Origin of the sequence: Leifsonia sp. Root112D2 (assembly GCF_001424905.1) — a bacterium.
Taxonomy (GTDB): domain Bacteria; phylum Actinomycetota; class Actinomycetes; order Actinomycetales; family Microbacteriaceae; genus Root112D2.
The window spans coordinates 910,872-923,341 of record NZ_LMCU01000001.1; the positions used below are offsets into that span (position 1 = coordinate 910,872).

The following is a 12,470-nucleotide window of genomic DNA, read 5'->3' on the forward strand; positions in this document are numbered from 1 at the left end:
ATCCGATTTCGGATGCGTATCCCCCCAGATACCTCAGTGTCGCTGCCGTTCGGGCGGCATCTCGACACAGTCGATGCTAGCCAATCATGCCAGCGATGTCGCGTTCATCGGCGCGTCGCGCGCGGTGGTTTCGAGACGCTCGTTCCTCGCTCCTCAACCAACGCTGGTTGAGGAGCCGTCGAGGAACGAGGCGGCGTCTCGAAACCCGCTTTACCAGATGGTGACGCGCTCCGCGGGGTCGAGCCAGAGGGCATCCGTCTCGGTCACAGCGAACGTCTCGTAAAAGTCGTCGATGTTGCGCACGATCTGGTTGCAGCGGAACTCGTTGGGCGAATGCGGGTCGATCGCGAGCAGGCGAATGACCTCCTCGTCGCGCCCCTTCAGCTGCCAGGCCTGCGCCCAGGAGAGGAAGAAGCGCTCGGCACCCGTCATGCCGTCGATCACCGGTGACTCTGCCCCGTCCAGCGAGATCAGGTAGGCCTGCCACGCGATCGACAGCCCGCCCAGGTCGCCGATGTTCTCGCCGATCGTGAGCGCACCGTTCACGTGGCTGTCGGGAACCTGCCGCGGGGCGAGCGCGTCGTACTGCGCGATGAGCGAGGCGGTGCGCTTCTCGAAGGCGGCACGATCATCCGCGGTCCACCAGTCGATGAGCCGCCCGTCGCCGTCGTACTTGGAACCCTGGTCGTCGAAGCCGTGCCCGATCTCGTGGCCTATCACCGCGCCGATGGCTCCGTAGTTGGCGGCGTCGTCGCGCTCCGGATCGAAGAAGGGATGCTGCAGAATCGCCGCGGGGAACACGATCTCGTTGAAACCCGGGTTGTAATAGGCGTTGATGGTCTGCGGGGTCATGAACCACTCGTCGCGGTCCAGGCTCTTGCCGATCTTGCCCAGCTCGCGGTCGAACTCGAACGCGCTGGTTGCGCGCACATTGGCGATCAGATCGCCGGCGTCGATCGACAGCGCCGAGTAGTCGCGCCACTTCACCGGAAAACCGATCTTGGGCGTGAACTTCTCGAGCTTGTCGATGGCGCGCTGCCGAGTCTCCTCGCCCATCCATTCCAGGCCCCGGATGCTGCGCCGATACGCCTCGATCAGGTTGCCTACCAGCACATCCATGCTCGTCTTCGCCGCGGGCGGGAAGTGCCGGTCGACGTAGGTGCGGCCGACGGCCTCGCCCATTGCACCCTCGACGAGAGAGACGCCGCGCTTCCAGCGGGCACGCATCTCGGGGGTGCCGGAGAGGGTGCGACCGTAGAAGTCGAAGTTCTCCTCCACGAAGGCCTGCGGCAGGTAAGGAGCAAAGCCGTGGATGACCTGCCAGGCGAGCCAGTCCTTCCAGGCGTCGAGACGGTCGTCGGTGAGCAGGGCGGCGAGGCCCTCGGTGAAGCTCGGCTGGCGCAGCACGATCTCGTCGAGCGACGCGGCCGGAGCGCCGAGCGCGGTGCGCCAGGTGTTCAGGTCGACGCCTGCGGCGAGCGCGGCAGCGTCGGCCCAGGTGCGCAGGTTGTAGGTGGCCTCGCTGTCGCGGCAGCGCACATTGTCCCAGTGCACGGCGGCGATGGCGGTCTCGAGCTCGAAGACGCGGCGAGCGCGGGAGGCGGCATCCGCGAGCCCAGCGAGCTCGAACATGCGCTCGATGTGGCCGAGGTAGGCCTCGCGCACGCTGGCGAACTTCTCTTCGCGGTAGTAGCTCTCATCGGGCAGCGAGATGCCCGACTGCTCCACGAAGACGAGGTAGCGCTCGGGGTTGCCCGGGTCGTTGTCGACGAAGAGCTGGTAGAAGCCGGAGAGCCCGCCGCGCTCGAGGCGACCGACAGTCTCGAGCAGGCTGGGGATGGAGTCGACGGCGGCAGCCGCGGCCAATTCGGTCGCAATGGGCTCGGTGCCGCGAGCCTCGACCCGATCCGTGTCGATGAAGCTCGAATAGAGATCGCCGAAGGTGCGCTCCTCGGTGCCCTCCGCCGCGGTCTGCGCCTCGACGATGATGTCGCGCACGGCCTTCTCGGCCTCCTCGGCGAGCACCGTGAACGAGCCGTAGCGTGCCTTGTCGCCGGGAATCTCGGTGCGATCGATCCAGCGCCCGTTCACGTGGCGAAAGAGGTCGTCCTGGGGCCGGATGCCCTCGTCGAGTTCTGCGGTATCGATGCCGGATGCGAGCGCCTTGTCAGTCATCCCCCCAGCCTATTGTTTTGTGCCTGTCTGTTTCGTGCCTGCCCGTTTCCTGCTGACGTAGCCCGCAGAGACGGCGGGGTCGAACCAGTTCAGACCGGGGTAGCGGGCGAAACCGCGGTCGGCGGTCGCGAATCGGGCGCCGTGTGCGATGGCGGCGGATGCGAGGTAGGCATCCGGAACCAGATTGGCCTTGAGCGCGGGGTCATCGGCGGCAAGCTGCGCGAATGTACCCCACAGCGCCCCGGATGCCGGCAGCCAGCGCGCGCTCGGCGCACCGATCAGCGCGTTCACGAACTCGACCGCCTGCCCCGTCGGGGCCGGCCTGGGCATGATCTTCGGATGCGTCACGATGCGCACGAAGCCGGAAAGCACCGTGTCGAGCAGGGCGAAGTCTTCGGGGCCGGCGAGAGCACGTTCGAGCCAGGCCGCGTACGAGGCGTGCTGCGCGGCATCCGCATCGAAGGCGTAGACCAGCACGTTGACGTCGGCCAGAATCACGAGCGCTCGTCCAGCACGGCCCAGACGGCGTCTTTGTCGGTGACGTCGATGAGGTAGCCGTCGGCGCTGCCGCCACGCCACGTCGGCAGACGAACGGAGGCTTCAGAGCTCTGGCCGGATGCCGCGATCCGCGCCCGTAGCGCCGACTCCACGAAGCTCGTCATCGTGACCCCCTCGGCTGCGGCACCCTGCTTGGCCGCTGCGAAGAGAGCGTCAGGCAGATTCAGCGTCGTCTTCATACATACAAGCATAGCCACCGATATGGCTATATGGGCAGGGGACTATCGCTGCGCCTCCCACTCGGCCATGAGTTCGGGCATGCGCCTGTCCAGAAAACGGTAGAAACCCACCATCTCTTCCAGGCGCCTGGATGCCTCCGACTCCGGCTCGTCTATCGCGACGAGCGCCGCTTCCCCTTGCGCCGCAAGCGCCCGGTAGACGGGCTGCTCCTGGGCAATGGTCGACGACCACATGTTCTCGGGAGTCTCATAGCTGTCGCGTCGGCTGCCGGCCCTGGCCAGACGCCGCACGATACCGATTCCCTGCAGGTAGCGCACCGCTCCGGAGATCGCGGCGGCGCTCACGCCGAGTCGCTCGGCCAGCTCGACGGCCGTCATGCCACCGCCGTCGGCGACGGTGAGCGCCATGAGCACTCGCGAGGGCATCCGAGGCATTCCCGCCGCGGTGAGGATGGCGGCGGACTGCTCGATCATGTCGCTGAGTGCCTGGTCGTCTCGGGGCATGGGGTCAGTCTTTCAGGTGTCGGGCGGGGTGGGGCCGGGGTCACGTCGTCACGACGTCTCGACGACGGATGAGCAGGCCGGCCACGGTCGCCGCGACGACGGCGATGGCCAGCATCCAGATGCCGCCGCTCCAGTCCTGCGACGGGCCGACCGTCACCGGCGTGTGGGCGAACGGCGAGAGGTCACGCGCCCAGTCGGGCAGGCCGATGAAACCGGCGAAGAGCCCGAAGAAGGCTCCGAGGCCGAGCAGCGACCACGCAAGCGGAATCGTCCACGACGGCAGCAGCACGAACACCAGGGCGAGCACGCCGAGGTAGATGAATGCCGCGGGCAGTTGGGCGACAGCGGCCCTGAACGATCCTCCCACCGCGTCACCTCCGGGGGCGCTGAGCGCCGACGCGACCGCCGCGACCGCCGCGACCGTGAGCACTATCACCACGGCAACCACCCCCACCAGCAGATAGTCGAGCAGCCACCGGATGCGTGCCAACGGTGTGGCGAGCAGCACCTCGGCCGTTCCTGCGGCCTCCTCCTGTCGCATCCGGATGATCACCTGCGTCGCGCAGGCAGCCGCCAGCACCCCGATGAGGGAGAAGATGGCGCTGACGAAGAGGGCGTCGAGCGAGCCGGAGCCGCCGGATCCCATCGTCTTCAGGCCCTGCTCCACCGCGTTCAGATTCGCATCGGCGGCGACCTTGGAGACGAGGCTGCCCAGCGAGCCCGCGAGCAGGCCCGAGAGCGCGCCGCCGATCGCCCAGCCCACGATGGTGGGCCACTGCAGGCGCCAGGCGAGGCCGAGGGAACCCGAGAGCGTTGCGCGAGCATCCGCTCGACCGGCACGCTGCGGCACCAGGCTGGCCCCGCTGTCCCGTCGCGATTGCAGCGCGAAGACGATGCCGACGAGCAGCGCGGTGAAGGCCAGGCTGAGCAGCAGCGGCCACCACAGGTTGCTGTCGTAGACGCTGGCCTGTTCGCCCCAGCCGATGGGCGAGAGCCAGCTCGGCCACGCCGCGGTCATGTGCACGCCGTCGGCCGTCGGGGTTCCCGCCGCATCGCCGATGCCGCGCAGTACATAGGCGAGCACCACCGCTGCGGCGGCCACGCCGTTCGCACCGCGCGAGGTAACCATGAGTTGCGAGGTCAGGAGACCCACGCCCACGAAGACGATGCCGGTGGCGGCGACGGCCGCGCCGGCCAGGATCGAGCCGTCCACGGGCAGCTTCGAGGAGGAGAACCCGACGACAACAACGATGCCGATCACCAGGTTGGCCAGCACGCCGTGCACGAGAGTTGCAACGGTCGGCGTCAGGCGCGCGGCCGGGGTCGAAGCGATGAGTTCGGCGCGGCCCGACTCCTCCTCGGCACGCGTGTGACGCACCGCGAGGAAGGTGCTCATGAGACCGGCGAGCAGTGCCAGAAAGGTGAAGATCTCAAAGTAGGTGACGGCCGCGAGGCTGCTGCCCTGGGGCAACCCGCGCAACATCAGAATCGCGGGATTGGAAACCGCGAGCTTGAGCACGGACGCGCGACTCGCCCCGCTCCCATACGTGGAGCCGACTGAGGTGGTCGCGACGAACGCGAGCAGGGCGATGCAGGCGATCCAGATGATCAGCTGCCAGCGGTCGCGACGCAGGCGCTGCATGAGCAGCACGCCGAAGGTGTTCATCGCCGCGACGCCCCCTGGCGCTGACGCACGGCCGGCTGCGCGGAGTGCTCCGACCGCCCCGACCGCTCCGACTGCTCCGACCGCCCCGACTGCTCCGACTCGACGAGCTCGTCACTGCTGAGCTCGTCGCCATAGTGACGCAGAAAGAGCTCCTCGAGCGAGGGCGGCGAGACCGTAAGACTCTTCACGTCGAGTTCGGCCAACGCCCTCAGCACCCCGGAGAGCCTGTCGCTGTCTGCCGTGAAGCGCACACGAGAGTTGGCCGTCTTCAGGTCGTGACTGTCGGGAATGCGCGCGAGGGTCGCATCCGTTGTGCCGTCGGCGGCGAAGGAGATCTCGGTGCGGGTGAGGTGCCGCAGTTCGGCGAGCGTGCCCGATTCGACCGTCTTGCCGGCGCGGATGATGCTCACTCGGTCGCAGAGCTGCTCCACCTCCGAGAGGATGTGGCTGGAAAGCAACACGGTGGAGCCCTCGGCGGATGCGCGCCGGATCTCCTGGTTGAAGACCTCCTCCATGATGGGGTCGAGGCCGCTCGTCGGCTCATCGAGAATGAGCAGATCGGCGCGCGTGGCGAAGGCTGCGATCAGCGCCACCTTCTGGCGGTTGCCCTTGGAATAGGAGCGACCCTTCTTGCTCGGGTCGAACTGAAAGACCTCGACGAGACGCGTCTTGCGCGCGGCGTAGCCCTTCTTGTCGGCCGTGCCGCCGCGCAGGCGGCTGAGCAGGTCGATGGCCTCGCCACCGGAGAGGTTGGGCCAGAGGCTCACGTCGCCGGGCACGTAACCCATGCGTCGGTGTAGCTCGACGGCATCCGTGAACGGGTCTCGGCCGAAGACGGTAGCGCGACCGCCATTCGACCGCGCCAGGCCCAGCAGCACACGAATCGTCGTGGACTTTCCCGCGCCATTCGGGCCGAGAAAACCGTGCACCTCCCCCTCGGCCACCGAGAGGTCGAGGCCGTCGAGCGCACGCACGCGACCGAATCGTTTCTCGAGGCCGACGGCCTCAATCACTGTGTTCATGAATCGGATGCTACGCCTGTTTTCACAAATTTGTGAAACTTTCGAAATATATGTTGAGCTGAGCCGAATCACCCCCTCTCCACCACTTCACGCTGGACCGGATCTTTTGAGCAAGACCGGAGTATTTTCTGGATTCTTCCGGTCTAGCGTCAAGAGTCCGGTGCAGCGTCTTGTTTGGATCACCGCGTTACGCTCGAACCCATCAATGTTCTTCGCCGCCAACCCGTGGATCGCGAGATCCTGCGTCTTGCCGTGCCCGCGCTCGGCGCCCTCGTCGCCGAGCCGTTGTTCCTGCTCGCCGACTCGGCCATGATCGGGCATCTCGGCGCCGTCCCTCTGGCCGGCCTCGGCATCGCGAGCGCGGTGTTGCAGACCATCATCGGCCTGATGATCTTTCTCGCGTACAGCACCACGCCGACCGTCGCGCGGCTGCTCGGTGCCGGCGACACACGCTCCGCCGTCTCGGCCGGCGTCTCGAGCACCTGGCTGGCACTCGGCCTTGGACTGGTGCTGGCGGTCGCGGGCTGGGTGAGCGCCCCGGCGCTGGTGGCCGCGTTCGGGGCGGCACCGGATGTCGCGGTGGCGGCATCCGCGTATCTGACGGTCTCGATGCTCGGACTGCCCGCCATGCTCATCGTCTTCGCCGCGACCGGCCTGCTGCGCGGTCTACAAGACACACGCACGCCGCTGCTCGTTGCGGGTGTCGGCTTCGCCGCCAACGTGGCCCTGAACTTCGTGTTCATCTACGGACTCGGCCTGGGCATCGTCGGCTCAGCCGTCGGCACCGTGGTAGCGCAGTGGGGCATGGTGGCGGTATATGCCGCTGTCGTCATACGACACACTCGTCGCGCGGGAGCCTCACTGCTTCCGCATCGAGCGGGCCTGTTGCATACGGCCGGATCCGGCGGATGGCTGTTCGTGCGCACCGCCAGCCTGCGCGCGGCCATGGTGCTTGCCGTCGCGGTCGCCACCCGACTCGGATCCCCGGAGCTCGCCGCATTCCAGGTGGCGATGACGGTGTTCGGCACGCTGGCCTTCGCCCTGGATGCACTCGCTATCGCCGCGCAGGCGCTGATCGGGCGCGCGCTGGGCGCATCCCGACTCGATGAGGTGCGGGCCGTGCTGAGGCGCTGCCTGCAGTGGGGTGTGCTCGCCGGGCTCACCCTCGGTCTGGTGACGGTAGCGCTGAGCCCCGTCGCGGCGCGAGCGTTCACGAACGACCCGAGCGTCGTGGCCCTGCTGCCGATAGCGCTGGTGATTGTGGGCATCGGTGTGCCCTTGGGCGGCTACGTGTTCGTGCTCGACGGCGTGCTGATCGGCGCGGGAGATGCGCGCTATCTGGCGTGGACGGGCGTGCTGAACGTCGCCGTGTTCGTGCCGCTCGCCATCGCCGTTGCCGTGTGGTCGCCGGGCGGGGTGATCGGCCTGGCCTGGCTGACGGCGGCCTTCGCCCTCGGCTACATCGGAGCGCGCGCCGTGACCCTCGGGCTGCGCTCACGCGGCTCACGCTGGATGGTCGCCGGCGCCCGCCGCTGACCGGACCACGCAGATTTCGAGACGCTCCTTCGTCGCTCCTCAACCAGCGGAACGGGGCGGCGCCGTTGTATTCCCGAGGTGGAATGTACTCGTGAACGCCACGGGCTCCGGATGCCCGCCCGCGAGCATTTCCCGAATCACGCGCCCCGAGGCGCGCCCCTTCTCGACCGCCGGCTGCACCATCGTGGTCAGGTCGTACGGCCACAGACCCTCGACCCGCGCACCATCGAAGCCGACGACGCTGAGTTCGTTCGGCACCTCGATGCCGAGTTCCTCCGCGGCCCGAATCACGCCGGCCGCCAGCAGGTCGCTCTGCGCGATGATCGCCGTCGGGCGTTCTGCGAGAGGAACATCAAGCAGCGCCGTCGCGGCGAGCGTGCCCTCCTGAACGGAACTGCCCGCGGCAACGAGGCCGCCGATCGAGGGGTAGACATCGCGCGCGCCGGCCAGGCGGCCCAGAGTGGTGTCCGCCGTGCTCGCGCGCTCGCGCTCGAGGCTGAGCGATCCACGGGTGCGCTCCCGGTCCAGGGGCAACGTCACCACGGCAACGCGTTCGTGCCCGAGTTCACGAAGGTGCTCGGCCACCCGCCTCGTCGCCTCGCGATTGTCGAGCGAAATCGTGAGTACCCCCTCGGAGGGGTTGCCCTCGATGGCGACCAGCGGAATCCCCCGCTGGCGCAACGTGGCGATGGAGTCTTCGAGACGGGGGCTGCAGCCGATCAGCACCACCGCATCCATCGACGCGTCACGCATGCCCACGCCCCCGTCGCCCTCGTCTGTCAGCAACAGCAGACCGGCATCCATCTCGCCGAGCTGCTCGGAGAGTCCGTCGAGAATTGCAATCTTGATCGGGTCGCGAAAGGCGTCGCGCACGCGCTCTTCGATCACCACACCGACGATGCCCGAGCGGCCGCGGCGCAGGGAGCGCGCCCGCGGATCCGGCCCCGCATAGCGCAGTTCGTCGGCAGCCGCGTGCACGCGGGCCCGCGTGGCTTCGGAGACCGGGCCGGTGCCGCTGAACGCCAGCGATGCCGTGGAGGCGGAGACGCCGGCCAGCCGCGCAACATCGGCGAGTGTCGGTCGCTGTGCGTCCATCGGATGCGTCCCTCCTGCCGGCCCCTGCGTCGAAGTGTCAAAGAACGGCAACCAGGTGACGGCCGAGTCAGCAGTCTGCGGCCCTTCGCGCTTGACCAGCCAGTTGCTCTTGGATAGCTTAGTCGAGTCGTATCGAATCGATTCGATGTCCGCACGCCGCCGTCTCGCTTCCTCTTCGAACACTGGATTCACCATGCAGCACACCACCCCGAGGCCGGTTGACGCCCTCTCCCGCGCCGAACTGCATTCGTGGCGCAACGCGATCTTCGTCGTCTTCGTTCTCAGCGGAGTCTGCCTGGCCTCCTGGGTGGCCCGAATTCCGGCCGTGCGGGACGACCTGCAGCTGAGTACGTCCGGGGTTGGGCTGCTGCTTCTGTGCCTCTCGGTCGGCTCGGTTCTCGGGCTCGTGGCTGCCGCCCCGACACTCGCCCGCGTCGGCGCCAGGCGCGGCATGATGCTCGCGATCCTTGTGGTGGCCGTCGGTCTCGTTCTCGTCGGTATCGGTGCTGCCGTGCTGCCGTCGATTCCACTGGTCGGTGTCGGTCTCGCGCTGCTCGGCTTCGGCAACGGTGCCTGCGACGTGATGATGAATGTCGAAGCGGCAGCCGCCGAGAAGGCGATCGGCAAAACGATCATGCCGCTCATGCACGCCTGCTTCAGCATCGGCACCGTTGCCGGTGCGGGTATCGGCGCCGGGGCTGCGGCGCTCGCCATTCCGGTGTCCTGGCACCTGATCGGTACGGCGGTAGTGGTGGCCGTCACGGTTGTGATCGTGGTGAGATACGTGCCGCTGCGCGAGGAGCTCGGCGACGAGGAACCGGGCGGGGCATCCGCGGATCAGCCGAAGCCCGACTGGCGCGCCCGCCTGAAGGACAGCCTGTCGGTGTGGGCCGACATGCGCCTCATCCTGATCGGCATCGTGATGCTCGGCATGGCGTTCGCCGAGGGCTCGGCCAACGACTGGATCGCGCTGGCGACCGTCGATGGACACCACCAAGACAACGCGACGGGCGCGGTCTTCCTCGGCATTTTCGTGGCGGCCATGACGGTCGGTCGCGTGGTCGGCGGGCCGTTCATCGACCGATTCGGGCGGGTTGCTGTCATTCGCGCGACGGCCGTGCTGGGCGTGATCGGACTGCTGCTGTTCATTCTCGGGGGCAGCACCTGGATCGTCGTGGTCGGCACGATCCTGTGGGGAATGGGCGCGTCGCTGGGCTTCCCCGTCGGCATGTCCGCCGCGGCAGACGACACTAAGCGGGCCGCGGCGCGGGTGAGCGCCGTGGCGATGATCGGCTACTGCGCGTTCCTGGTGGGCCCGCCGCTCATCGGCTTCCTCGGCCAGACCTTCGGCATCCTGAACGCCCTGTTCGTGATCCTGGTGCTGCTGGTGCTCTCGGGTCTCGCCGCGCCCGCCACCCGCGAGGCCTCCCGCCAGAAGCCCACCGCCCCCTGACCCCACTGCGGCGACGACTCACACAAGTCGCTCAACTGGATGAGCCGCTCTTAAATCTGTTTCACCTAGCGAAGACGCGCCTTTCGTATTACGATGAGTTTTATGAAGCGCATCATCCAGGGTCGCGAGATTGACGAGTCACAGGTTGACGAGTGGGTCGCTGAGGCCGAGGCTGGCTATGACGTCGACACTCTGCGTGCGCGCTGGGGTCGCGTTCCGCGAGGTGCAACGGCCGCTCAAGTAATTCCGGTCCGCCTGACGGAGGGCGAGCTCGCCGCGCTCATGGCTCGAGCTAAGCGTGAAGGCCTGAACCGGTCAGAGGCGATCCGTGCCGCTCTGGACGGCTGGTCGCACGTCGCACCGAAGAAGTCATCCACGCGATGAAGTGCCGACCACAATATCGCGACCTGCTCGGCTGAGTCGTCTCAGCGAAGGGTTGGAGTCGATCCCTGTCAGAGAGCCTTTGTCGAGCTGTTGCCGAGCGGGCAGCGCTTCGCGGGTACAGTGGTCGGGTGCGTCTCGTCATTGCCCAGTGTTCCGTGGATTACGCGGGCCGGCTGAGCGCGCATCTGCCGCTCGCCACGCGCCTGCTCATGGTGAAGGCCGACGGCAGCCTGCTCGTGCACTCCGACGGCGGCTCGTACAAACCGCTCAACTGGATGAGCCCGCCCTGCACGCTCAGCGTCAGCGAACCCGACGAGGTGCAGGCGGATGCCGGCATCACCCAGCTCTGGACGGTCACCCAGAAGAAGACCGACGACAAACTCATCGTGTCGATCCACGAGATTCTGCACGACTCGAGCCACGAGCTCGGCATCGACCCCGGGCTGCAGAAGGACGGCGTGGAGGCACACCTGCAGAAGCTGCTGGCCGAACAGATCGAGCTGCTCGGTGAGGGGCACACGCTGGTGCGCCGCGAATACATGACGGCGATCGGGCCCGTGGACATCCTCGCCCGCGATCAGAACGGCGCGGCCATCGCGGTCGAGCTCAAGCGCCGCGGCGACATCGACGGCGTGGAGCAGCTCACTCGCTACCTCGAACTCATGAACCGCGACCCGCACCTCGCGCCCGTCACCGGCATCTTCGCCGCCCAGGAGATCAAACCGCAGGCGCGCACGCTGGCCGAGGATCGCGGCATCCGGTGTCTCGTTCTCGATTACGACGCGATGCGTGGCCTCGACGACGCCCACATGCGGCTGTTCTGACGGCTCGCCGCACGGCGACGACAGCGACAGCGACAGCGAAGATCCGATCCGATCTAAAACGGCCCGATGCTGGCCGTGTGACGGCCCCGTTGTCGCCGAGCCCTCAGCTCTCGTCTGGGCTGCTCTCGTGCGCCCGCAGCGCGCTGGAGCCCGTGTTTTCGACCGCCACGGTTGCCAGTGACCCGAGCAGACGGAGCTTTTCTGCGCTGTCACTGTGCGCATCCGGGTAGTAGATGACGAGAACGAGGCCGTCGACGGGAAGCTTTTCCCGGTGGAGGCTCAGAGCGCCGACCGTGGGATGGTTGACGGTCGTGGTGCCACCCTGGAGCTGGCGAACGTCGTGCCGCGCCCACAGGGTGCGGAAACGTGCGCTGGCAAGTGAGAGTTCTCCGACGAGTTCGACCGCGCGCGGGTCGGCGAGGTCGTCGCCAACGGTGCGCCGAAACAGTGCCACGAACTCGGTCACGGCGGCGCTCCAGTTTTCGTGGAACTCGCGTTCTTCCGCATCCAGCAGAAGAGACCGCAGCCGGTTCTGCCCGGGCGTGAGACGAGGCGAAAACGCCACGGCGAGAGGGTTGGAGGCGAGCACATCGAAGTACCGTCCCTCGATGAAGGCAGGCACATCAAGGGCGATCAGAAGCTGATGCAAGCGGTCGGGCACCCGCTCGGTGCGCACCTGCCGTTGTGCTCGCGGGCGGGAAGCGCCAAGGGCCACCAGGTATTCGGCCTCGACCTCGTCGAGCTGCAGAACGCGAGCGAGGGACTCCAGCACCTGCGCGGACGGATTGTGGTCACGGCCGCGTTCGAGCCTGAGGTAATAGTCGGCGCTGATGCCCGCGAGGAGTGCGACCTCTTCGCGTCGCAGCCCCGCCACGCGACGGTGCGAGCCAGCCGGGATGCCGAAGCGTTCCGGTGCGACCAGGGCTCGCCGGGCACGCAGGTACTCGCCGAGTCGATTCGCCTGACCAGCATCATCCATAGGGTTCACGCTATCCCTGACGCGGCGATCGAGGGGGCCCGAGAGGGGGCCCTGTCGCTCCCCGGAACAGCAGGGGCCTTCCTGACTGCGGCCCT

At 67.6% G+C, this 12,470-nt stretch carries 12 protein-coding genes; 4 read left to right on the forward strand and 8 right to left on the reverse strand.

The window, feature by feature from the left end; translation table 11 throughout:
* Positions 1-210 precede the first annotated feature (210 nt).
* The 6 genes from ASC63_RS04200 to ASC63_RS04225 are packed head-to-tail and all read right to left on the reverse strand — an operon-like array spanning position 211 to position 6,104.
* Entirely contained in the window at positions 211-2,175 is a 1,965-nt protein-coding gene (locus tag ASC63_RS04200) for a M13 family metallopeptidase (protein ID WP_055810219.1), read from the reverse strand.
* A gap of 9 nt (positions 2,176-2,184) precedes the next feature.
* Positions 2,185-2,673 (reverse strand): TA system VapC family ribonuclease toxin, encoded by a 489-nt coding sequence (locus ASC63_RS04205; RefSeq protein WP_055810221.1) that lies wholly within the window; start codon positions 2,671-2,673, stop codon positions 2,185-2,187.
* Positions 2,670-2,912, reverse strand: coding sequence for a hypothetical protein (locus ASC63_RS04210; RefSeq protein ID WP_055810223.1), 243 nt, complete (start codon positions 2,910-2,912; stop codon positions 2,670-2,672). Before ASC63_RS04210 ends, ASC63_RS04205 begins: the two co-directional genes overlap by 4 nt.
* Before the next feature lie 42 nt (positions 2,913-2,954).
* Complete coding sequence (locus ASC63_RS04215) at positions 2,955-3,416, reverse strand: GbsR/MarR family transcriptional regulator (RefSeq protein ID WP_055810225.1); 462 nt, start codon at positions 3,414-3,416, stop codon at positions 2,955-2,957.
* A gap of 40 nt (positions 3,417-3,456) precedes the next feature.
* Positions 3,457-5,082, reverse strand: a complete 1,626-nt coding sequence (locus ASC63_RS04220; protein ID WP_055810227.1) for an ABC transporter permease — start codon at positions 5,080-5,082, stop codon at positions 3,457-3,459.
* Positions 5,079-6,104, reverse strand: a complete 1,026-nt coding sequence (locus tag ASC63_RS04225) for an ABC transporter ATP-binding protein (RefSeq protein WP_055810229.1) — start codon at positions 6,102-6,104, stop codon at positions 5,079-5,081. The genes ASC63_RS04220 and ASC63_RS04225 overlap by 4 nt, the downstream gene beginning before the upstream one ends.
* A 225-nt stretch (positions 6,105-6,329) precedes the next feature.
* On the opposite strand from ASC63_RS04225, the gene ASC63_RS04230 reads away from it, so the two are divergent.
* A complete protein-coding gene (locus ASC63_RS04230) occupies positions 6,330-7,640 on the forward strand; it encodes an MATE family efflux transporter (RefSeq protein WP_235491803.1) in 1,311 nt (436 codons plus the stop codon).
* A 39-nt stretch (positions 7,641-7,679) separates the two neighbouring features.
* Here the strand turns inward: ASC63_RS04230 and ASC63_RS04235 are convergent, their stop codons facing one another.
* Entirely contained in the window at positions 7,680-8,735 is a 1,056-nt protein-coding gene (locus ASC63_RS04235) for a LacI family DNA-binding transcriptional regulator (protein WP_055814853.1), read from the reverse strand.
* A gap of 193 nt (positions 8,736-8,928) precedes the next feature.
* Between ASC63_RS04235 and ASC63_RS04240 the strand changes: the two genes are divergently transcribed.
* From ASC63_RS04240 to nucS, 3 genes are all read left to right on the forward strand, one after another.
* On the forward strand, positions 8,929-10,188 hold the full coding sequence (locus ASC63_RS04240; RefSeq protein ID WP_055810230.1) for an MFS transporter: 1,260 nt from the start codon (positions 8,929-8,931) through the stop codon (positions 10,186-10,188).
* Between the two features lie 102 nt (positions 10,189-10,290).
* Positions 10,291-10,572 (forward strand): ribbon-helix-helix protein, CopG family, encoded by a 282-nt coding sequence (locus ASC63_RS04245; protein ID WP_055810232.1) that lies wholly within the window; start codon positions 10,291-10,293, stop codon positions 10,570-10,572.
* A 128-nt stretch (positions 10,573-10,700) separates the two neighbouring features.
* Positions 10,701-11,396, forward strand: coding sequence for an endonuclease NucS (gene nucS / locus ASC63_RS04250; protein WP_055810234.1), 696 nt, complete (start codon positions 10,701-10,703; stop codon positions 11,394-11,396).
* A gap of 103 nt (positions 11,397-11,499) precedes the next feature.
* Here nucS and ASC63_RS04255 read toward each other — a convergent pair whose 3' ends face one another.
* Positions 11,500-12,375, reverse strand: a complete 876-nt coding sequence (locus ASC63_RS04255; RefSeq protein WP_055810236.1) for a helix-turn-helix domain-containing protein — start codon at positions 12,373-12,375, stop codon at positions 11,500-11,502.
* Positions 12,376-12,470: the final 95 nt, after the last annotated feature.

Bases quoted from the DNA above. Each gene is read 5' to 3' on its own strand.
- ASC63_RS04200 (WP_055810219.1), bottom strand. From the start codon at position 2,175: ATGACTGACAAGGCGCTCGCATCCGGCATCGATACCGCAGAACTCGAC.
- ASC63_RS04210 (WP_055810223.1), bottom strand. From the start codon at position 2,912: ATGAAGACGACGCTGAATCTGCCTGACGCTCTCTTCGCAGCGGCCAAG.
- ASC63_RS04215 (WP_055810225.1), bottom strand. From the start codon at position 3,416: ATGCCCCGAGACGACCAGGCACTCAGCGACATGATCGAGCAGTCCGCC.
- ASC63_RS04220 (WP_055810227.1), bottom strand. From the start codon at position 5,082: ATGAACACCTTCGGCGTGCTGCTCATGCAGCGCCTGCGTCGCGACCGC.
- ASC63_RS04225 (WP_055810229.1), bottom strand. From the start codon at position 6,104: ATGAACACAGTGATTGAGGCCGTCGGCCTCGAGAAACGATTCGGTCGC.
- ASC63_RS04235 (WP_055814853.1), bottom strand. From the start codon at position 8,735: ATGGACGCACAGCGACCGACACTCGCCGATGTTGCGCGGCTGGCCGGC.
- ASC63_RS04240 (WP_055810230.1), top strand. From the start codon at position 8,929: ATGCAGCACACCACCCCGAGGCCGGTTGACGCCCTCTCCCGCGCCGAA.
- ASC63_RS04245 (WP_055810232.1), top strand. From the start codon at position 10,291: ATGAAGCGCATCATCCAGGGTCGCGAGATTGACGAGTCACAGGTTGAC.
- ASC63_RS04255 (WP_055810236.1), bottom strand. From the start codon at position 12,375: ATGGATGATGCTGGTCAGGCGAATCGACTCGGCGAGTACCTGCGTGCC.